Origin of the sequence: Sphingomonas sp. Leaf231, assembly GCF_001421995.1 — a bacterium.
Lineage (GTDB): Bacteria > Pseudomonadota > Alphaproteobacteria > Sphingomonadales > Sphingomonadaceae > Sphingomonas.
The window spans coordinates 1-18,166 of the sequence record NZ_LMLS01000004.1; the positions used below are offsets into that span (position 1 = coordinate 1).

20 protein-coding genes and 1 tRNA gene are annotated in these 18,166 nt (G+C 66.3%); 11 read left to right on the forward strand and 10 right to left on the reverse strand.

The window, feature by feature from the left end; translation table 11 throughout:
• The first annotated feature begins 501 nt into the window (after window positions 1-501).
• From ASE95_RS13055 to ASE95_RS13070, 4 genes are all read left to right on the forward strand, one after another.
• Window positions 502-1,983, forward strand: a complete 1,482-nt coding sequence (locus tag ASE95_RS13055) for a serine hydrolase domain-containing protein (RefSeq protein ID WP_235528320.1) — start codon at window positions 502-504, stop codon at window positions 1,981-1,983.
• Window positions 1,980-2,327, forward strand: coding sequence for a hypothetical protein (locus ASE95_RS13060; protein ID WP_056636988.1), 348 nt, complete (start codon window positions 1,980-1,982; stop codon window positions 2,325-2,327). The genes ASE95_RS13055 and ASE95_RS13060 overlap by 4 nt, the downstream gene beginning before the upstream one ends.
• The gene (locus ASE95_RS13065; RefSeq protein ID WP_056636991.1) at window positions 2,311-3,171 is read left to right on the forward strand and encodes a hypothetical protein; all 861 of its coding nucleotides are present in this window, start codon (window positions 2,311-2,313) and stop codon (window positions 3,169-3,171) included. The genes ASE95_RS13060 and ASE95_RS13065 overlap by 17 nt, the downstream gene beginning before the upstream one ends.
• Window positions 3,172-3,195: 24 nt before the next feature.
• Window positions 3,196-3,271 (forward strand) — tRNA-Thr (locus ASE95_RS13070).
• Between the two features lie 18 nt (window positions 3,272-3,289).
• Here ASE95_RS13070 and ASE95_RS18445 read toward each other — a convergent pair.
• The 3 genes from ASE95_RS18445 to ASE95_RS18515 form a co-directional block, all read right to left on the reverse strand.
• Complete coding sequence (locus tag ASE95_RS18445; RefSeq protein WP_056636994.1) at window positions 3,290-3,787, reverse strand: methyl-accepting chemotaxis protein; 498 nt, start codon at window positions 3,785-3,787, stop codon at window positions 3,290-3,292.
• Window positions 3,784-4,329: a heme NO-binding domain-containing protein gene (locus ASE95_RS13080; protein ID WP_056636996.1), complete on the reverse strand. Its 546-nt coding sequence runs from the start codon at window positions 4,327-4,329 to the stop codon at window positions 3,784-3,786. Before ASE95_RS13080 ends, ASE95_RS18445 begins: the two co-directional genes overlap by 4 nt.
• A 113-nt stretch (window positions 4,330-4,442) precedes the next feature.
• Entirely contained in the window at window positions 4,443-4,970 is a 528-nt protein-coding gene (locus tag ASE95_RS18515) for an acyltransferase (protein ID WP_156348039.1), read from the reverse strand.
• 152 nt (window positions 4,971-5,122) lie between these two features.
• On the opposite strand from ASE95_RS18515, the gene ASE95_RS13090 reads away from it, so the two are divergent.
• Window positions 5,123-5,818, forward strand: a complete 696-nt coding sequence (locus ASE95_RS13090) for an endonuclease/exonuclease/phosphatase family protein (protein WP_056637001.1) — start codon at window positions 5,123-5,125, stop codon at window positions 5,816-5,818.
• Window positions 5,815-6,369, forward strand: a complete 555-nt coding sequence (locus tag ASE95_RS18520) for an SWIB/MDM2 domain-containing protein (RefSeq protein ID WP_327196722.1) — start codon at window positions 5,815-5,817, stop codon at window positions 6,367-6,369. Before ASE95_RS13090 ends, ASE95_RS18520 begins: the two co-directional genes overlap by 4 nt.
• Before the next feature lie 419 nt (window positions 6,370-6,788).
• Here ASE95_RS18520 and ASE95_RS13100 read toward each other — a convergent pair whose 3' ends face one another.
• From ASE95_RS13100 to ASE95_RS13115, 4 genes are read right to left on the reverse strand one after another with little or no spacing between them, the layout of a single operon-like run.
• A complete protein-coding gene (locus tag ASE95_RS13100; protein WP_200918832.1) occupies window positions 6,789-8,270 on the reverse strand; it encodes a Ppx/GppA family phosphatase in 1,482 nt (493 codons plus the stop codon).
• The gene (locus tag ASE95_RS13105) at window positions 8,267-10,447 is read right to left on the reverse strand and encodes an RNA degradosome polyphosphate kinase (RefSeq protein ID WP_056637003.1); all 2,181 of its coding nucleotides are present in this window, start codon (window positions 10,445-10,447) and stop codon (window positions 8,267-8,269) included. Before ASE95_RS13105 ends, ASE95_RS13100 begins: the two co-directional genes overlap by 4 nt.
• Complete coding sequence (locus tag ASE95_RS13110) at window positions 10,444-11,064, reverse strand: HdaA/DnaA family protein (RefSeq protein ID WP_056637006.1); 621 nt, start codon at window positions 11,062-11,064, stop codon at window positions 10,444-10,446. Before ASE95_RS13110 ends, ASE95_RS13105 begins: the two co-directional genes overlap by 4 nt.
• Entirely contained in the window at window positions 11,061-12,299 is a 1,239-nt protein-coding gene (locus ASE95_RS13115; RefSeq protein WP_056637009.1) for a hypothetical protein, read from the reverse strand. The genes ASE95_RS13110 and ASE95_RS13115 overlap by 4 nt, the downstream gene beginning before the upstream one ends.
• Before the next feature lie 64 nt (window positions 12,300-12,363).
• Here ASE95_RS13115 and purM point away from each other — a divergent pair, with 64 nt between their 5' ends.
• The 3 genes from purM to ASE95_RS13130 are packed head-to-tail and all read left to right on the forward strand — an operon-like array spanning window position 12,364 to window position 14,329.
• Window positions 12,364-13,455, forward strand: a complete 1,092-nt coding sequence (gene purM / locus ASE95_RS13120) for a phosphoribosylformylglycinamidine cyclo-ligase (RefSeq protein ID WP_056637012.1) — start codon at window positions 12,364-12,366, stop codon at window positions 13,453-13,455.
• Window positions 13,452-14,021, forward strand: a complete 570-nt coding sequence (gene purN, locus ASE95_RS13125) for a phosphoribosylglycinamide formyltransferase (protein WP_056637017.1) — start codon at window positions 13,452-13,454, stop codon at window positions 14,019-14,021. Before purM ends, purN begins: the two co-directional genes overlap by 4 nt.
• On the forward strand, window positions 14,018-14,329 hold the full coding sequence (locus ASE95_RS13130; RefSeq protein ID WP_056637020.1) for a hypothetical protein: 312 nt from the start codon (window positions 14,018-14,020) through the stop codon (window positions 14,327-14,329). The genes purN and ASE95_RS13130 overlap by 4 nt, the downstream gene beginning before the upstream one ends.
• A gap of 134 nt (window positions 14,330-14,463) precedes the next feature.
• On the opposite strand, the gene ASE95_RS13135 is transcribed toward ASE95_RS13130, so the two are convergent.
• The 3 genes from ASE95_RS13135 to ASE95_RS13145 all read right to left on the reverse strand — a co-directional run bounded on the left by ASE95_RS13135 (window position 14,464) and on the right by ASE95_RS13145 (window position 16,016).
• Window positions 14,464-14,772, reverse strand: a complete 309-nt coding sequence (locus tag ASE95_RS13135; protein WP_235528321.1) for a PilZ domain-containing protein — start codon at window positions 14,770-14,772, stop codon at window positions 14,464-14,466.
• A gap of 89 nt (window positions 14,773-14,861) precedes the next feature.
• Window positions 14,862-15,317 (reverse strand): RNA polymerase-binding protein DksA, encoded by a 456-nt coding sequence (gene dksA, locus ASE95_RS13140; RefSeq protein ID WP_443025463.1) that lies wholly within the window; start codon window positions 15,315-15,317, stop codon window positions 14,862-14,864.
• A 189-nt stretch (window positions 15,318-15,506) separates the two neighbouring features.
• Complete coding sequence (locus ASE95_RS13145) at window positions 15,507-16,016, reverse strand: host attachment family protein (protein WP_056637029.1); 510 nt, start codon at window positions 16,014-16,016, stop codon at window positions 15,507-15,509.
• 94 nt (window positions 16,017-16,110) lie between these two features.
• On the opposite strand from ASE95_RS13145, the gene serS reads away from it, so the two are divergent.
• Both serS and surE read left to right on the forward strand, forming a co-directional pair.
• Window positions 16,111-17,388 carry a serine--tRNA ligase gene (gene serS / locus ASE95_RS13150; RefSeq protein ID WP_056637709.1) on the forward strand — a complete coding sequence of 426 codons (1,278 nt, stop codon included), beginning with the start codon at window positions 16,111-16,113 and terminating at the stop codon, window positions 17,386-17,388.
• Window positions 17,388-18,158 (forward strand): 5'/3'-nucleotidase SurE, encoded by a 771-nt coding sequence (gene surE, locus ASE95_RS13155; protein WP_056637032.1) that lies wholly within the window; start codon window positions 17,388-17,390, stop codon window positions 18,156-18,158. The genes serS and surE overlap by 1 nt, the downstream gene beginning before the upstream one ends.
• Window positions 18,159-18,166: the final 8 nt, after the last annotated feature.

The window sequence follows — 18,166 nt, forward strand, 5'->3', positions numbered from 1 at the left end:
GGCACTTCCCCCTTCCTACCTTCCGGTAGGTCGTGGCCAGCACCCTGTCCCTGCTACAACCACCGCGGCACCGGATCTCCCAGCCCGCCGCTGCGGTGACACCCATCTAGGGGAGCGATCTGGCGGCGTAAAGCCCTTTTTGTACATTTTCGGCAAAAAAATGGAACGAGCCCTCCTGTGGGTCATTGTGGGCGCCTGACGCGCCATGATGTTGGCCCATATGCCGGCGATGCGCGACGTCGCCATGGTCGGAGCCGAACTTCGCACCCGTCGTCATCGGAGCGAGACTTCAGTTCGGCATCATCCCGCTGGACCATACCGTCGTACAATCGCCCAACCGCCGCAGCCAGGGACGGTCCAGGTCCCGCTTCGTTGCGTTCCCGGACTCGTCCACGCGGCCGAACCGCGGCAAAGTTTCATCCTTATGAGAAGCAGGGATACCGCTGCGCCGTCACCGAGCCTTAGGTCGATCTCTCTGTCATATGCTGTGCCGAGCCAATCGTGATCGCCGCAGCCGCCAAATTTCCGCGCATTGTCGATCGTACGATCCTGCGCAGCGGCAACGATCCGACGAATATCTCGTTGCTGCGCGCGACCCGGGGTGGGATGGTCGCCGCCATGCGCCGCACCCTCGCTTTGTCCGCCCTGCTCTGCCTTACCGCCCCCGCGCTTGCGCAATCGCCGCAATCAGTACGCGCCGACGATCGCGCCAATTACGTCCGTGCGATCGCGGCCGGGTACAAGGCCGCATTCCTGTGCGGCGGCATCTTCAACGCCGGTCGAACCGAACGACAGGTCGAGGCGCTGGAGTTGAAAGGTATCTACCCCGAATACGACCAGATCGTCCCCACCCTCTCCGCGCAGGTCGATCGTCGTGCCGGCACCGTCAGCGTCGCTTTCGACCGCCAGCTTACGCCGCGACTGGCCGTGTGGACTGCGGGCAAGGGCTGCACCCTCGCCCCGATCGGCGCACCTGCCGCCGCGCACCGCTCCGTCGCGCCGCCGCCGGTCGCCGGTCCCGATCCCCGAGCATGGCCGCTGGGAGACGCCGGCATCGCACCCCGCCCCTCCGACGCGATGGCCCGTGTCGTCGACCGTGCCTTCGATGGCGGCTATGGTCGCGGCAGCGAAACGCTGGGCATCGTCGTCCTGCGCGACGGGCGCGTCGTTGCAGAGCGTTACCGCGACGGTTTCGGCCCGTTCGTCGCCAACCGCACGTGGTCGGTCGCAAAAAGCATCACCGGTACGCTGGTCGGCCTCAGCGGGGTCGACGTTCGTTGCCCCGCCGACATACCGGAATGGCGCATCCGCCACCGCGCCGATCCGCGCGCCGCCATAACGCTCGACAAGTTGCTGCGCATGGCGTCGGGGTTGCATAGCGACACCGCCGGCAACCGCACCGACGCGATCTATTTCGGCGGCACCACCGTCACCGAACAGGCGACGTCGTGGCCGCTTTCGTCGCGCCCGGGTGAACGGTTCCGCTACGCCAACAACGACATCATGCTGGCCGCGCGGTCGCTACGCGCGACACTGGGCGACGCCCGCTACCGCGCACTGCCCGCACGGCTGTTCACCGCGCTCGGCATGCGCCACACGGTCGCGCAGAGCGACTGGCAAGACAATCTCATCGCCTCCAGCGATATGTGGACCACGGCCCGCGATCTCGCCCGCCTCGGCCAGTTCTGGCTGCAGGACGGCTTGTGGCAGGGGCGCCGCCTGCTTCCCGCCGGCTGGATGCGCTACATGACGACCCCCGCCGGCCCGCAGCCCGATCGCAGCGAGGGTTATGGCGCGTCGATCTGGCTGTTCGGTGCCGCGCAGGGGCTGCCGGACGGCAGCTATTCCGCGCAGGGGAACCGTGGCCAGTACGTCATGGTCGTCCCCTCGCAGCGACTGGTCGTCGTCCGTCGCGGCGAGGACCCCGGCAGCGCACGGTTCGACGTCGCCCGCTTCACTGCGGATCTGATTGCCGCACCATGACCTTCGACAGCTGGGAACACGTCGCCACCTTCGCGCTCACCCTTCCAGCGACGGAGGCAGCGACGTCCTACAATCAGCCCGCCATCAAGACGCGCGGCAAGCTGATCTGCTCGACCGGGCACGAAGCCGGCAGCTTCCATATCGCCGCCTCGCACGCTGAAAAGGCGGTGCTGATCGACAGCGATCCCGAGACCTTCTGGCAGACGCCGCATCATGCGAACTGGCCAGGCCTGCTCGCGCGCCACGGCAGCAGCGATCCCGCACGGATCCGGATCGTCATCACCCGCGCATGGTGGGATCGCTCGACCCGGGTGACACAGGCGGCCTATGGCCCCCGTCCCTGATCGCTTCACCCGCTTCGTCGCGATCGACTGGTCGGGCGCGAAAGGAGCGCGGCACCCGGGGATCGCGGTCGCCATGTGCCACGCCGGCGACACAGCTCCCGCGCTGGTCGCGCCGCCCGCCGGAACGCTGTGGTCGCGCACCGGCGTCCTCGACTGGTTGCGCGACCGCCGCCACGAGCCGCTGCTGGCCGGATTCGACTTCAGCTTCTCCGCGCCGTTCGTGGCGCGCGGCGCACATTTGCCGGGGGAGACGACCACCGCCGACGCCCACGCGCTATGGGCGTATGTCGATCGTCACTGCGACGACGTCGATCTCGGCGCGGCCTCCTTCCTCACCGCGCGCCGCGGTCGCCACTTCTACCTCGGTGCGGCCGACGGGGCGAAACGCGACTTCCTCCACTGGCGGGTCTGCGAACAGGCCGATGCCACCACCAAGCCCTCGACCGTTTACGACGCGATCGGCGCGGCCCAGGTCGCCAAGGCGAGCTTCGCCGGCATGCGCCTGCTCCACCATCTCGACGATCACATCCCGGTTTGGCCATTCGATCCGGTACCGAAAAGTGGCGCGCTGATCATCGAGATCTACACCGCGATCGCCGCCCGAGCGGCCGGCCTACCGCGCGGGCGCAGCAAGCTGCGTGACGCCGCCGCGCTCGACACCGCGCTGGCGGCGCTCGGCAGCGGCCCGCATGCGCCGCTCACCCGCTACACCGATCATGCCACCGACGCGCTGATGACCGCGGCATGGCTCCGACGCGCAGTGAGCCGCAGCAACCTGTGGCACCCAGCCGCCCTGACCCGCGCTGTTGCTGTCACGGAGGGCTGGACCTTCGGCGTCGCCTGACGCATGGAGGGCGGACGATGGTCGGCCGGTTTAGCTCAGCTGGTAGAGCAGCGGTTTTGTAAACCGAAGGTCGCGGGTTCGATTCCTGCAACCGGCACCACGTAGAAAATCGCAAGACTCAGGTGAGTGCGCATGTCCGCCACTCATGCTCCATTCTCGTCGGTCCCGTGATGGAGCAGCCGATACCGGGCGCCAGCAATTCGTTCGCCCGCTCCGTCGCCGCTTGAGTCGCGCTCGCCAGTTTTTTGACCTCATCGGCGACCACGCCGAAACCACGCCCGGCGTCGCCCGCCCGCGCCGCCTCGATCGACGCATTCAGCGCCAGCAGGCGGGACTGGCTGGCGATGCTACCGATGGCATTCACGACCTGCGCCAGTTCCTGCATCGCGATCTCGAGCCTGGACTGCTGCCTGGTCAGTTCGTGCTGCGAAAGCAACAACTCGCTGTTGCGCGCAACGAGTTGCTCGTTGGCTTCGGCGAGGCGGATGTTGATGCCGTAGATCTCGCGCGTTTTGGCTTCCGCAAGTTGCTCGGCCGCCTCTCGCGCCGCGCGCTCTCGCGCGACCCGCCGTTCGAGCCGGGCTATAACGTCACCCGCTCCTTCGTCGCCCGTCATGCCGCCACGGCCTGGTGACAGCGTTCGACGCGAAAGCGGATCGCCTCGCCCGCCGGCGTATAGCTGACAGCGACCGGCTCGTTGAGATGAATTCCAGCGCCACGGATTACGCCCACGGCAAGATCGGCAAGCGGCTTGCAGCTCCTGTAATCGAGGGTCAGCCAATCCGCGCCACGCGCGACCACCCGAAACGACGGGAGCTCGGCATCCGGATACATCTTGCGCACTTCCGCCTCGTGAAAGGCGTCGATCCCCGCGAGTACATCGAACAGCGGGCGGCCACTGAACAAATGGGGGAAGCGTGTCACCCATGTGTCGAAACAGAAGGTGCCGAAGCGTTCAAGCAGCGGCGGCAGGCTCACGCCCGAACGTTGAGCGAGAGCGGTGATGAGCGCCACCATCTCCTGAAAAGGGTAGGTACCGACGCTCGTATACGCACCACCATGCGGCAGATCGGCCGCATCGATAACATCGTCGAGCATATCGGCGCCGAAGTCGCGCTCGCAGAAATCGAAGAATGTTGTGAACACCAACCCCTTCACGCCACCCTCCCTGATGCCAAGCCGGAAGCAGGTGGGCGAAAAGAAATAAGATTCCGTTAGATGCTGGTGTGAAACAGCGGCCTATCGACAGGCCGCGGCCGGGAGTTGCCGTATCATCCCGTTACCGGCGGATCGTCCAGCCGGCGCAGCAGTCGCGCGGGCGATCCGGCGACGACGCAGTCGGGCGGCACATACCGCGTCACCGTCGATCCCGCGCCGACGATCGCTCCTTGCCCGATCCGTACGCCGGGCAGAATCAGGCATCGGGCGCCGATCCACGCACCGTCCTCGACCACCACCGCGGCCGGCGTGACGTGTCCCGCACGACGTTGCGAAGCGCCGATCGTATGATCTGCCGTCACGAAGGTGCAATGGTGCCCGATCACCACGTCGCTTCCCAGCGAGATCACGGCGGAAAGATCGAAGTAGCAATGTCGGTTGATGAACACCCTGCGACCGGCGCGCAATCCGAAGCCGTTGATCCGGCAGCCACCCTTGATGGTTGGCTTCGCGCCGCACCGGAACTGTAGCGGATAGTAGAACCACGTACGCAGCCGTGAGCTGACGGGATCGTCGGGAAGGCGCGCCGCAACCGCGTTGACCATCCAGACGGTGATCGCTCGAACCGTCACCCGGATCATGCCGTCTCCTTCAGCAATCGCCGCGCGATCGGCGATCACGCCCCTAGCCCTTGATATAGATCAAGTTTGCCGGCGTCTACGTTCCACATGTCGGGCGGTCTGACGTATGCCCTCGTGCAACCCCCGCCACCATCGGCCGTTACGCGTGGGCAATGACGATAAAAGTCGCCAGCTACAACATGCGCAAGGCGCTTGGCACCGATCGGCGCCGCAATCCCGAGCGCGTTCTCCAAGTGCTGCGCGAGGTGGACGCAGACGTCATCGCGTTACAGGAAGCGGATCGCCGGTTTGGGCAACGTACCGCCGTCCTTACCCCGCACCTGCTGGAGGAGCATGGCGACTGGCAGTCGGTCGGGCTGGGCATGCGCGCGTCCAGCATGGGCTGGCACGGCAACGCGATCCTCGTGCGTAAATCGGCGCGCATCCTCGATTGCGAGCAGTTGCACTTGCCATCGCTGGAGCCGCGCGGAGCGGTGATGGCTGACGTCGCGATCGCCGGCATCACGTTGCGCGTGGTGGGCATGCACCTCGACTTGTCCGGGTTATGGCGTCGGCGTCAGGCCGCCGCGATCCTCTCCCACCTCGCCGCCAGCAGCCACGCGGTGCCTACCGTCATGATGGGCGACCTGAATGAATGGACACGCGCTGCCGGATGTCTGCGCGATTTTGGCACCGCTTTCCGGTTTGCGGAGACTGGCCCCAGCTTCCATGCGCGCCGCCCGATCGCGCGGCTCGACCGGATCATGGTTTCGCCCGAACTGAGCATCGTCGCTTGCGGGGTGCATCATTCACCCGCTTCGCGCGTCGCATCCGATCATTTGCCGATCTGGGCTGAACTTGCTCCATGATCGGCTCTTCGGCCCTGCCGTGCGGGCGCATGTGGCGCGGTCACTCGCCTTCGGCGATGCGCAGAGGCACGCCAGCGGTCGATCAACCACGTTCCGCCTTGTGCAACCGGTCGCACACGGGCAAAACCCTTTTGACGGCCACTCAGGATGAACTTGCGCTTCATCCGCGTGTTGCGCCATTCGATCAACGTTCAGGACAGGAGCACAAGATGGCAAAGTCGGCGGAAAAGCGCGGCAAGGACGAAACCAAGGCGGCCGAGAAGAAGGTCAAGGACACCGGTAAGCCGGCCAGCGGCGCACGCGGCGGCATCACCGCCCCGGTGACCCCATCGGCCGACCTTGCCGAGATCGTCGGCAAGGACGATCTGCCGCGGAGCGAGGTCGTCAGCAAGGTGTGGGAATACATCAAGAAGCACGATCTGCAGGACGCCAAGGACCGTCGTCAGATCAACGCCGATGACAAGCTGGAGAAGATCTTCGGCAAGAAGTCGGCGAGCATGTTCGAGATGAACAAGTTCCTCAGCGCGCACCTGACCGCCAAGAAGGCGTAACGGTCCCGGGTTCCGCACCCGTCTCGTCGAGGTCGACGTGGCGGGTGCGCGGCCGATCGCTTGCAACAGGCCGCACACCGCGCATCATCGCGATCCACAACATGTCGGCGACGTGACGCATCGCAGGGGGCAGTGCGCGATATTCAGGCGCCAACGTTACAGACGAAGATGCAGCAAGCTGCGCTCGCTACAGCATCGCATGAGGCCTTCGGCCTGACGCTCGCTTAGCCAACCCCGGAAGTCGAGCGGCACTCGCGCCAGGACGCGCCATCGTCCATGCCCGGTTCAAGCGCACAACGCGGCGACATCGTCCGGTCTGGCACCGCCCTGTGTCGGCCGACCGAACCCGATCCGGTACCATTTGCCCGCCGGACAGGCAGAGTCCGTCCTAGCGAATCCAGTTGCAAGGTAGATTTGGCCTACGCCAACGCCGCCTGAACATTCATGGCTGTAGCCAGCGCCCGATGACGTTTCTGGACTGCCTCTCCGTACAGCGGCGCGTCGCCCGGTTGCAGCACGAGCCGCAGCGTCGCGCCATCGACCGCAACCGACGACCGGGTCAGCGGGGCGGCGAGCCCGCCACTCAGCCGCTGGCCCAGCCGCATCGCCAATCCCCACTGCACCGCGCGACGCAGGGACGCTTCGTTTGCCAACGCCGGCAACGGTGCGGGGCTGGTGGTCGTCCCGCCCAGCGCGGTCCACAGTGCCTGCGCGAGCATCGCCCGTCCGCGTGCATCGATCGCGACCCAATTGCCGTGCAGCGCGATCTCCACGCCGCGCTCCGCTCGAAAGTCCGGATTGGCCCGCCAGCCGACGTCGGCGAGCTGGCACGCCGCGATCCGCAACCGTGCGTCGGCCACGCGATCATCCGCGAACAACGGCGCAATCCAATCGTCCAGCAAGTCACCATGTTCGGGAAAGCGCCCGCTGCGCCGCCCCTCGTCACGCGTCGCCACGATCAACGGGTCGGCGGCACGTTGCTCCACGGTCAGTTGCTCGTACAGCAACCCCTCGCGCAGGCCGTAGGCCGACACGATCGTGCCGGTATTCCGCAAATGCTTCAGGAGCGACGAAAGCAGGGCCGTCGCGTCGGCCAGGGTCGGGATGCGACCCGATGACAACCCCGCCACCCCCTTCAGTCGCGCCCGCCCGACCTGCGCCAGCGTGCGGCGCAGGCGCACGACCGTTTCGGGCGACATTTCATATTGATGGATGACCGGCAGCGGATAGCGCGTCGCCTCCATGTCGAGCCGGGCCAACGCGCGCCACGATCCGCCCACGAGGTAGAACGGGACATTCTTGCCGGCCCCCAGCCACTCGCTGTCGGCCAGCAAGGTACGGACGTGACCGTCCAGCCGACCCTTTTCGCGGAGCGCCGCGATCCGCAACACGCCCAGTGGAAAGGACGCGCGTTGCAGCAACTTGCCCCGGCGTACGCGGATCAGTTCGAGACTGCCCCCACCCAGATCGCCGACGATGCCGTCCGCTTCCGGGATGCCCGAAAGCACGCCGTAGCCGGCGGCCTCGGCCTCCTTTTCTCCGGGCAGGATTTCGACCGTGAGCCCCGCAGCCTCGGCTACCGCGATCAGCGCCACGCCGTTGCTGGCGTCGCGGACGGCGGCGGTGGCGACCGTGCGCAGCCTCGTGACGTCCATTTCGCGCGCCAGTGCGGCGAACCTGCCCAGCGCGGTTGCGGCCAACGCCATCGCCTGCGGGTCGATCGATCCCGACTGCGCAAGGCTCCGTCCCAATCCGGCCAGCACCTTTTCGTTGAACAGGATCGCCGGCAGTCGAGGCGGTCCCTGGTAAACGACCAGGCGGATCGAATTGGAGCCGATGTCGATGATCGCAGCGCGTGGTTCGTCGATCACGGCATCGGCACCGCGCCGGGGCCACTTCAACGCTTGCGCCTCAGCGACAATACGGGAACCTCGTCCCCGTCCAGTGCGGCGCCGCGACCCGACAGCGACGGATTGACCATGAAATAGCGGTGCAGGTTGAACGGCTTCTCACCGGGCGTATCGCGGACATAGCTGCCGTCCGCCTCCAATTCCCAGCTTTGTTCGTTGTCGATCAAATTGGCGACCATCACCTGGTCGAGCACCTGATCGTGAACGGTCTCGTTTTGCAGTGGCAGCAGATATTCAACCCGGCGGTCGAAATTGCGCGGCATCCAGTCCGCCGACGAGATATAGACCACCGCCCCATCGTTCGGCAGCGCCGCGCCGTTTCCAAAAGCGGTGATGCGGCTATGCTCCAGGAAGCGCCCGACCACCGATTTGACCCGGATGTTGTCTGACATGCCCGGCACCTTCGGCCGCAGGCAACAGATACCCCGCACGATCAGGTCGATGTCCACACCCGCGCAACTCGCCTCGTACAGCTTCTCGATAATCGCCGGATCGACGAGCGAGTTCATCTTCGCCCAGATCGACCCGCCTCGCCCGGCGCGTGCGTGCGCGATCTCGGCATCGATGCAGGTAACCAACTGCTCACGCAATGCCCGCGGGCTGAGCACCACCTTCTCGAGACCGGCCGGCTCGACATAGCCGGTTATGTAATTGAACATTCGCGCCGCATCACGTCCAATGCGAGGATCGGCAGTGAAGAAACTGAGATCAGTGTAGATTTTTGCCGTCACCGGGTGATAATTACCCGTTCCGAAATGGCAGTAGGTGCGGAATTTACCGTTTTCCCTGCGCACCACCATCGCCACCTTGGCGTGGGTCTTCCAGTCGATGAAGCCGTAGACCACCTGCACGCCGGCGCGTTCCAGTGCGCTGGCCCAATGCAGATTCTGCTCCTCGTCGAAGCGCGCCTTCAACTCGACGACTGCCGTCACCGACTTGCCGGCCTCTGCCGCCGCGATCAGCGCGCTGATGACCGCCGATTGCTTGCCGGCCCGATACAACGTCTGCTTGATCGCCACGACGTCGGGGTCGTTCGCCGCTTGCTTCAGGAAGGCCAACACCACGTCGAATGACTCGTAGGGATGGTGGACGACGATGTCCTTGCTTCGGATCGCGGCAAAGCAATCGCCGCCAAACTCACGGATCCGCTCGGGAAAACGCGGAGTGAACGGCACGAACTTTAAATCGGGGCGGTCCTCGTCCGCCAGCAGCGACAGGTCACCCACGCCCAGGAACGATCCGGTCTCGGTCACGATCGCGTCGGCGCTGCCCAGTTCCTCGCGCAGCGCGGCGGCCAGCGTCGCGGGCATGTTGGTTTCCAGCTCCAGCCTTATCACGCGCCCGCGTCGACGTCGCTTGATCGCGTTGGTGAAATAGCGGACGAGATCCTCCGCCTCTTCCTCTATCTCGATATCGCTGTCGCGCAGCACCCGGAACTCGGCGGCGCCCAGCACCTCATATCCGGGGAAAAGCATCGGCGCGAAGCGCTTGAGGACCGATTCTATCGCAACATAGCACGCACGTTCGCTGCCCGGCAGGCGTACGAAGCGCGGCATCGCGGCGGGCAGCATCACCAATTCGCGGATCGGCTCCTGGTCCGAACGGCGCACCAGATCGAACATCACCGCCATGCCGCGGTTGGGCATGAAGGGGAACGGATGAGCCGGGTCCAGTGCCTGCGGGGTGATGACCGGGAACAATTGCTCCTGGAAATACGTGTCGAGCCAGGCGCGCTGGTCGGCATCCAGCGCGTCCAGCGAGCGGCTGCCCAGCACCGAGATGCCGGCGTCGTTCAGGTCGCGGCGAATGTCCTGCCACACCGCCTGCTGGCTCGCCATCAGGGCATCGGCCTGATCGATGATCGCCGCCAATTGCTGTCCCGGCGTCAGCCCGTCGGCCGAGCGCGCCTCGACATCCTGCAGCTGCTGCCCTTTCAGCCCGGCGACCCGGACCATGAAAAACTCGTCGAGATTTGCTCCGGAAATCGCAAGGAAACGCAACCGCTCCAATAGCGGATGCGCCGGGTTGCACGCCTCTTCAAGCACACGCCGATTGAAGGCCAGCCACGACAATTCACGATTGAAGTATCGCTCGCCGTCACGCTCGACGAACGGATCGTCCAGCTGCATCTCGGCGTCCTTGCGCGCGATACTGGCAGGTCGGGTCATGATGGGCAGTCGCTCCGCTTGTTCGCTGTTCTTGCGCTTTCCAGCGTCTCGCGCGCCAGCGGGATCGTCAGGCGACGGCGCCCGGCCAACGCCGCGCGATCCAGTCTATCGATGGTGTCTGTGACGGCGGCATGACTCCGCTCCGTCCGCGCCGTCAACCACGTGATGAGGTCGGCCCGTGCTTCGAGATGGCGATGCGCGAAACCGCGTTCGAACAACGCCCCCATCAAAACGTCCTCGGGCGCGCCGATCTCTGCCGTCGGGCTGGCGGACAGACGGGAGCGAAGATCGGGCAACATGACGCTCCACGCGGGCGGCACCGCAGCGGCGATCAGCAGCAAGGGACGTCGTTCCTCTTGCGCGCGATTCCAGCTGTGGAAGACGACCTCTTCCTCGATCCGGTCGGCATCGTCGATCACCGATCCGCCCGATCGCGCGGCGAAGATCCGCCCGAGCAGCGAGCGACCCGATTGCGGAGGACCGGCCAGCACCGCGGTGCGCACGGGCCATGTCGCCCAATGTTCGAGCATCCGAACCGCACGGGCGTTCGAGTCGACGACGAGGAACTCGCCCTGCTGATCCGACGGCCAGGCCAGCGGCAGCGCAATCTGGTTCATCCCGCGGTTCCGGGGCGCGGCGCGATCGGCGGGGTCGCGACGGGCGGGCCGCCCCGGCGGATGCGCAACGTCGCGCCCGTTCCGATCACCTGCCAGCCACGCGCCTCCAACGCCGTCCGCAACGCCTCCGGCGTTCCAGCATACGTGACGTTCATCGACGACACGCCACCCAACGCCAGACTGGTCGTTACCGCGCCGGTAACGCCGGGCACGCCCCGCACCACCGACTCGGCGCCGGTCACCGCACCGGCGTCGGGCGTGTCGAACTGGATCGTCAGCGCCATCGTGGCGGTCGAGAGCGCCGGTTCGTCGGCGAGCAGGTCGGAGGCTTCCTCGGGCGGCGTTTCCACGACGGGCATGATCGGGTTCAGCCCGGGATCCAGCCCGAGATATCCCTCCCGCAACGCCCGCTGGTACACTTCGTCCAGTCGCTTCACACCGGCATCCAGCAGCGCCGCGATCCCGCTGGCCCCGCCGACGCGAAGGGTGAAGCGGCGAAGCAGCCGGTGGTCCGGGCCGTAACGGGCCTCGAACACGCCGACCACCGGCCCGCCCGGCCATTGCCGGTACAGGCGCACCATCGGCATCAGCACGTCGCTGGCGCCATATTGATCGACCAGCGCACGCCACCATCCCCGGTCCGGCCGCTGGGTCTGGCCCACGTTCAGCAGCAAGGGGTCCGGGCCGGTACCGGCCGGACGCACGTAATCGATCGCACTTGCGCCGGTACGGAAGCGCGCCCACGCCTCCTGCCACTGGGTGCGTTGCTCGAAAGCCGTGCCGACCCCGGTCGACCATTGCACCGGCACCACCACGAATGGCGAGGATCGCGAGACCGCCGCCGATACGCCCAGCAATCCGGCGGTCCGCGCGCGATCGAACAGAACGCCGAGACGGGCCAGATAGCGATGCGGCCCGATCTGCTCGTTCTCGACCACGATGCTCGACACGATCGAATCGAGCGTACCGTCGGAAACCGAAGCGCTGGCTCCACCCATCCGCTGCGACAATTGCGCATAGGCCTTGCGCTGCGCCTCGCGCCATCCCGCCAGCCGGGCGGCGTCGGGGTTCGTCCCCGCCGCATCGACTCGGATGCCCGACACCTCGAAATCGTTGGAGCTGTCCACCGCCGCCACGCCGCGGTCACCCCCCTCGATCTGCGCGACGACGCCACCGGCGGCAAGCACGGCGACCGTGGCGGTCAGGACGAGGGCGATGGGAAGGCGGCTGCGCATGGCGTTGGTCTTTTGACGAAGCAGGCGTGGAAATCCAAGCGCGATATGGCTAGTCGCATTCCGCATGAGCAACGAAGGCTATACTTACGAGAGCGCCGGCGTGTCGATCGCGGCCGGCAATGCGCTGGTCCGCGCCATCGCGCCGCTGGCCCGCGCCACCCGCCGCCCCGGCGCCGATGCCGATCTGGGCGGCTTCGGCGGCTTCTTCGACCTGAAGGCGGCCGGGTTCACCGATCCGCTGCTGGTCGCCGCCAATGACGGCGTCGGCACCAAGCTGAAGCTGGCGATCGAATGGGATCGCCACGCCGGCGTCGGGATCGATCTGGTTGCGATGTGCGCCAACGATCTGGTCGTTCAGGGTGCCGAACCACTGTTCTTCCTCGATTATTACGCGACGGGCCAGCTCGACAATGCAGTCGCGGAGGGCGTGGTCGCCTCGATCGCGGAGGGTTGCCGTATGGCGGGATGCGCGCTTATCGGCGGCGAAACGGCCGAAATGCCGGGTATGTACGCACCCGGAGATTACGACCTCGCCGGCTTCTGTGTCGGCGCGGTCGAACGTGGCGACGTGCTCACCGGGGCGACGATCGGCGCGGGTGACGTGATCCTTGGCCTGGCATCGTCAGGGGTGCACTCCAACGGTTTTTCGCTCGTACGGCGGCTGGCGACGGATAAGGGCTGGAAGCTGGATCGCCCGGCGCTGTTCGACGCCGACCGGTTGTTGATCGACGTGCTGATGGCACCGACTCGCATCTATGTCGCCAGCCTGCTGCCGCTGTTGCGCGCACACCGGATCAAGGGGCTGGCCCACATCACCGGTGGCGGGTTGCTCGAAAACATCCCGCGCGTGCTGCCGCGCGATGCGCACGCGCATATCGACGCCGATGCATGGGAACAGCCGCGGTTGATGGCGTTCCTCCAGGCGCAAGGTGCGATCGAGCCGGAGGAAATGGCTCGCACCTTCAATTGCGGGATCGGCATGGCGGTCGTCGTCGCGGCGGAGGAAGCCGGGGCGGTCGCGCAGATGTTGTCGGAGGCAGGCGAAACCGTCTTCACGATCGGGCGGGTCGAAGCAGGCGAGCGCGGCTGCACTGTGTCGGGCAGCACCGAGACGTGGAGCGCACGCGCCGGCTGGACCGCGACGCACCTCCAATGACCTCTGCCCGTCCCGCCAGGGTCGCAGTCCTGATCTCGGGTCGCGGCTCGAACATGCAGGCGCTGGTGACCACCCAGGACGAGTCGTTCCGCATCGTGCTGGTCGCCTCCGATCGGCCGGAGGCGGCCGGGCTTGCCTGGGCGCGCGAGCACGGTTTGCCGACCTTCGCGCTCGCTCCAAAAGGCATCGGCAAGCCTGCGTATGAGGCCGCTCTCGATGCCGCGCTGCGCGAGGCCGGCGCGGAATATATCGCGCTGGCCGGCTATATGCGGCTGTTGTCCGACGCGTTCGTCGCACGCTGGCGCGACCGGATCATCAACATTCATCCGTCGCTCCTGCCCAGGTACAAAGGCCTCGATACGCACGCACGCGCGATCGCAGCGGGTGATGCGACGGGCGGATGCTCGGTGCATGTCGTGACCGAAGAGCTGGACGCTGGCGAGGTGCTTGGCCGCGCCGAAGTGCCGATCCACGCGGACGACACGGCCGAAACGCTCGCAGCACGCGTGCTGATCGAGGAACATCGCCTGTATCCGGCGATGCTGAGGGAGTTTGTCCGACGATGACGAATATCGATCGAATTCGCGACGTCGCGATGCTGTTGCCGGAGGTGGAGGAGCGCACCACGGACGGCACGACGTCGTTCGTCGTCGATGGCAGCACCTTTGCGGAATATCGCCTGGACGCTTCCAGCATGCGCGTCCGCGACGAACAGCCGTTACCGGGCGATCGCGGGGAGCGCGCCGGCGACGGCGCAGCGTGGAGCGACATCGACATGACCGGCGATGTGGACTGGGTTCACACCGAGGATCGTATCGCGAGAAGCTGGGAGCTTGTCGCACCGCAGCGGCTCTTGGAAACCGGCGGGCGCTGAGGGCACTACCCGTCGTCGTCGGCAAGCCGCCGGTACAGTGCAGCTTTATGGGAAACGAGGACGCGCCCGGATATGCCGGCTCGCCTTCTGACCAACCCCGCCCTTCGAACCGGGTCGGTCTTCAGCGGAAGGCGTTATCGTGTCGTCCCGTCCGCGTCCTGAACCATCTCCACGTCGATCGACCGATCGAAGGCGATGCCGGCGCGCCCCTCCGTCTGCCACACCACACGCCCGACGACCCAGCCGACCCCGTCGATCTTGATCTGCACGACGCTGTCAGGTGGAAGGGGATGGGGCAATTCGGCCATCAACCCACCAGCGGAAACGTTGCGTATCCGCACGAGAAAGCCGGTGTCGTCGTCACCCAGGCGCATCCTGGCCGACAGGTGAAGTTCGCCACGGCCGCGATCGTCGGGGCGTTCAGAGGGGTTATGTTCGACCAAGCTGTGTCTCAACTGCCCCATTGCACTCGTCCGGATACCGGCCGGACGGATACCGTCTTAAAGGTTGACGAACGGTTAAGATCCGGTCGTCAGTCGTCGCGCGAAACCTTCTCCGCACGCTCGTGCCGCTCCTGCGCTTCGACCGTCATGGTCGCGATCGGTCGCGCTTCCAGCCGCCCCAGGCTGATCGGCTCACCCGATACCTCGCAATAACCATATTCGCCTTCGTCGATGCGACGCAATGCGGCGTCGATCTTGGAAATCAGTTTGCGCTGCCGGTCGCGCGTGCGCAACTCCAGCGACCAGTCCGCCTCGCTGGAGGCGCGATCGTTGAGATCGGCCTCACGCAGCGAATCGACTTGCAGTTGCGACAGCGTTCCTTGCGCCTCGCGGCGGATGGCGTCTTTCCAGTCCAGCAACTTTCGGCGGAAATATGCCTGCTGGCGCGGATTCATGAACGGTTCGTCGCTGCTTGGACGATAACCGTCCGGTGCCGGACCCGGTGGCGCCACCGGCTCGTCGAGCCCATTTTCGACCTGCGTCATCACCGTCGCCATCGACCTACTCCCGCCCACGTTCAGGATGTCGTCAGCATCGCTGCACGCCCCTTTGGGCGGGCCTATAATCCCCCGACCCGTCCCCGACAAGCGAGCACGACACGCTTGTCACCCACCATCGTCCTGCGGCTGTACACCCGTGCCGGCGCCGGGCGCGGCACGTCGGCACGGGCACGATCATGCCGCCTGCAACGCCTTCTCGATCTCGGCGATGGGATGGCCGGTCAAATCCTTGTCCAGCTCCCCGGCAAGCCGCGAACTGACTTCCTTATGATAATGCTTGCGCAGTTCGCCCAGGGTGCGCGGCGGCGCGACGACGATCAGCGAATCGAAGTCGTTCGACAGCGCGCGGCGCTTCAGCAGTTCGGCGGCGTCGGCGGCGAAGCGATCCTCTTCCAGCTGGTGGAAGTCGGTTTCCGCCATGCTGCCGCGCGACGGAGCGAATTGCGCCCCGCCACCCTGTGCGTGGTTCGATCCGCCCTGCGCCACATGCGGCGCACCTGCCCCGCTTTGCGTGGACGACGCACCGCCAGCCGCATCGGTCTTCTGGTCGCGATTGGCGGGGTTGGGACGTTCCTCGGCGTGTTCGACGACCAGGTTCGGATAGGTCGCGTCCCCTTCGTTGCGCAGGAACAGCAGCTTGCGCCCGTCGGCGACCAACACGACCGAATTGTGGGGAACCTGCATGCAAACTTCTCCTCTTGCGTTGTGGGTCAAGCGGAAGAACGCCGGCCACGCCGTGCGGGTTGCCTCGCGCTTGCGTGGCGGTCATAGCGCGGCCATGCACGACATCCGCCTGATCCGCGACGATCCTGACGCCTTCGATGCCGCCATGGCCCGGCGTGGCCTGCCCGCCGATGCGGAGATGCTGGTCGCGCTCGACCGCCGCCGCCGGGAAGCCGCCACCGAGGCGCAGGCTGCGCAGGCACGTCGCAACGAAGCGTCAAAGGCGATCGGCGCGGCGAAGGCGAAAAAGGACGAAGCCATCGCCGCCGCCTTGATGGCAGAGGTGGCGACGCTGAAAGAGCGATTGCCGCAACTCGAAGCCGAGGAAGCGGCGGCTGGCACCGCGCTCGACGCCGCCCTTGCCGCATTGCCCAACCTTCCCGCCGCCGACGTGCCGAACGGTGCGGACGAGGCGGACAATATGCTGGTGCACGAGCGTGGCGGGATTCCGTCGTTCGCGTTCGTGCCGCGCGAGCACGATGCGATCGGCCCGGCGCTCGGGCTGGATTTCGAAACGGGCACGGCGATCGCGGGTACGCGCTTCACTTTGGTCCGCGCCGATGCCGCGCGGCTGCAACGTGCGCTCGGGCAATTCATGCTCGATCGGCTGACCCGCGAACATGGCTATGAGGAAGTCGCCCCGCCGTTGATGGTGCATGACGAGGCGATGTTCGGCACCGGGCAGCTCCCGAAGTTTGCCGAGGACCTCTTTCGCACCACCGACGGCCGTTGGCTGATCCCGACCGCGGAGGTCTCGCTGACCAACATCGTCCGCGAGAAGATCCTTGCGCCTGACGTGCTGCCGTTGCGCTTCGCGGCGCTCACCCCGTGCTTCCGTTCCGAGGCGGGGGCCGCCGGGCGCGACACGCGCGGCTACATCCGCCAGCATCAGTTCGACAAGGTCGAGATGGTGTCGATCGTCGCGCCCGAGGCGAGCGAAGACGAACATGAGCGGATGACCGCCTGCGCCGAAGGTGCGCTCGACGCACTGGGTCTTGCCTACCGCCGCATGAAATTATGCACGGGCGACATGGGCTTCACCGCCGCGCGCACCTACGATCTGGAAGTGTGGTTGCCGGGGCAGCAGCGGTATCGCGAGATTTCCAGCTGCTCGACCTGCACCGATTTTCAGGCACGCCGCATGAACGCACGTTTCCGGCCGGAGGGGGAAAAGGCGACGCGCTTCGTCCACACGCTGAACGGTTCGGGGCTTGCGGTCGGGCGGACGCTGGTGGCGGTGCTGGAGAACTACCAGCGCGAGGACGGATCGGTGACCGTGCCGGAGGTTTTGCGGCCCTATCTCGGCGGCCTTGATGTGCTGGAGCCACGCTGATGCGCATCCTGCTTTCCAACGACGACGGCTATCACGCGCCGGGACTGGCCGTGCTGGAGCGGATCGCCGCGCAACTTTCCGACGACGTCTGGGTCTGCGCGCCGGCATCCGAACAATCGGGAACCGGACGATCGCTGACCCTGACGCGGCCGTTGCGCGTACGCGAATACGAACCGCGCCGTTTCGCGGTGTCGGGCACACCCACCGACGCGGTGATGTATGCACTGTCCGAGCTGCTGCGCGACACGCCGCCCGACCTTGTGCTGTCGGGCGTAAACCGCGGCGGCAACATCGCCGAGGACGTGATGTATTCCGGTACGGTCTCCGCCGCGATGGAGGGGGCTTTGGCCGGCATCCGTTCGGTGGCGCTCAGCCAGCGTTACGGACGCCGCGAACCCGGGGCGGACGTGTCGTTCGCCGCGGCGGAGGAATGGGGTGCGCGCGTCTTGCGGCCGCTGCTCGATCACGAATGGGCACCGCGGTCGGTGATGAACATCAACTTTCCCGAGCCGGAGGCCGGTGCGGTCAAGGGGGTACGCGTCGTGCCGCAGGGATTGCGCGATTACGGCCGCGTCCGTTTCGACCGGCGCACCGACCCGCGCGGCTTCGACTATCACTGGTTGTCGATGGGTGGCGCGATCCCGCGCGCCGACGATGCCACCGACATCTCCGCCGTCACCCAGGGCTGGATCACCGTCACCCCGCTCCAGCTAGACCTGACGCTGCACGGTTCGCTGCCGGCGCTGGCCGACGCCTACGCCGGGATATAGCGTAGGGG

What these genes read in the sequence shown, in the direction of transcription:
- ASE95_RS13060 (WP_056636988.1), top strand. Translation starts at nt 1,980, where the DNA reads ATGACCTTCGACAGCTGGGAACACGTCGCCACCTTCGCGCTCACCCTT.
- ASE95_RS13065 (WP_056636991.1), top strand. Translation starts at nt 2,311, where the DNA reads ATGGCCCCCGTCCCTGATCGCTTCACCCGCTTCGTCGCGATCGACTGG.
- ASE95_RS18445 (WP_056636994.1), bottom strand. Translation starts at nt 3,787, where the DNA reads ATGACGGGCGACGAAGGAGCGGGTGACGTTATAGCCCGGCTCGAACGG.
- ASE95_RS18515 (WP_156348039.1), bottom strand. Translation starts at nt 4,970, where the DNA reads ATGATCCGGGTGACGGTTCGAGCGATCACCGTCTGGATGGTCAACGCG.
- ASE95_RS13090 (WP_056637001.1), top strand. Translation starts at nt 5,123, where the DNA reads ATGACGATAAAAGTCGCCAGCTACAACATGCGCAAGGCGCTTGGCACC.
- ASE95_RS18520 (WP_327196722.1), top strand. Translation starts at nt 5,815, where the DNA reads ATGATCGGCTCTTCGGCCCTGCCGTGCGGGCGCATGTGGCGCGGTCAC.
- ASE95_RS13105 (WP_056637003.1), bottom strand. Translation starts at nt 10,447, where the DNA reads ATGACCCGACCTGCCAGTATCGCGCGCAAGGACGCCGAGATGCAGCTG.
- ASE95_RS13110 (WP_056637006.1), bottom strand. Translation starts at nt 11,064, where the DNA reads ATGAACCAGATTGCGCTGCCGCTGGCCTGGCCGTCGGATCAGCAGGGC.
- ASE95_RS13115 (WP_056637009.1), bottom strand. Translation starts at nt 12,299, where the DNA reads ATGCGCAGCCGCCTTCCCATCGCCCTCGTCCTGACCGCCACGGTCGCC.
- purM (WP_056637012.1), top strand. Translation starts at nt 12,364, where the DNA reads ATGAGCAACGAAGGCTATACTTACGAGAGCGCCGGCGTGTCGATCGCG.
- purN (WP_056637017.1), top strand. Translation starts at nt 13,452, where the DNA reads ATGACCTCTGCCCGTCCCGCCAGGGTCGCAGTCCTGATCTCGGGTCGC.
- ASE95_RS13130 (WP_056637020.1), top strand. Translation starts at nt 14,018, where the DNA reads ATGACGAATATCGATCGAATTCGCGACGTCGCGATGCTGTTGCCGGAG.
- dksA (WP_443025463.1), bottom strand. Translation starts at nt 15,317, where the DNA reads ATGACGCAGGTCGAAAATGGGCTCGACGAGCCGGTGGCGCCACCGGGT.
- ASE95_RS13145 (WP_056637029.1), bottom strand. Translation starts at nt 16,016, where the DNA reads ATGCAGGTTCCCCACAATTCGGTCGTGTTGGTCGCCGACGGGCGCAAG.
- serS (WP_056637709.1), top strand. Translation starts at nt 16,111, where the DNA reads ATGCACGACATCCGCCTGATCCGCGACGATCCTGACGCCTTCGATGCC.
- surE (WP_056637032.1), top strand. Translation starts at nt 17,388, where the DNA reads ATGCGCATCCTGCTTTCCAACGACGACGGCTATCACGCGCCGGGACTG.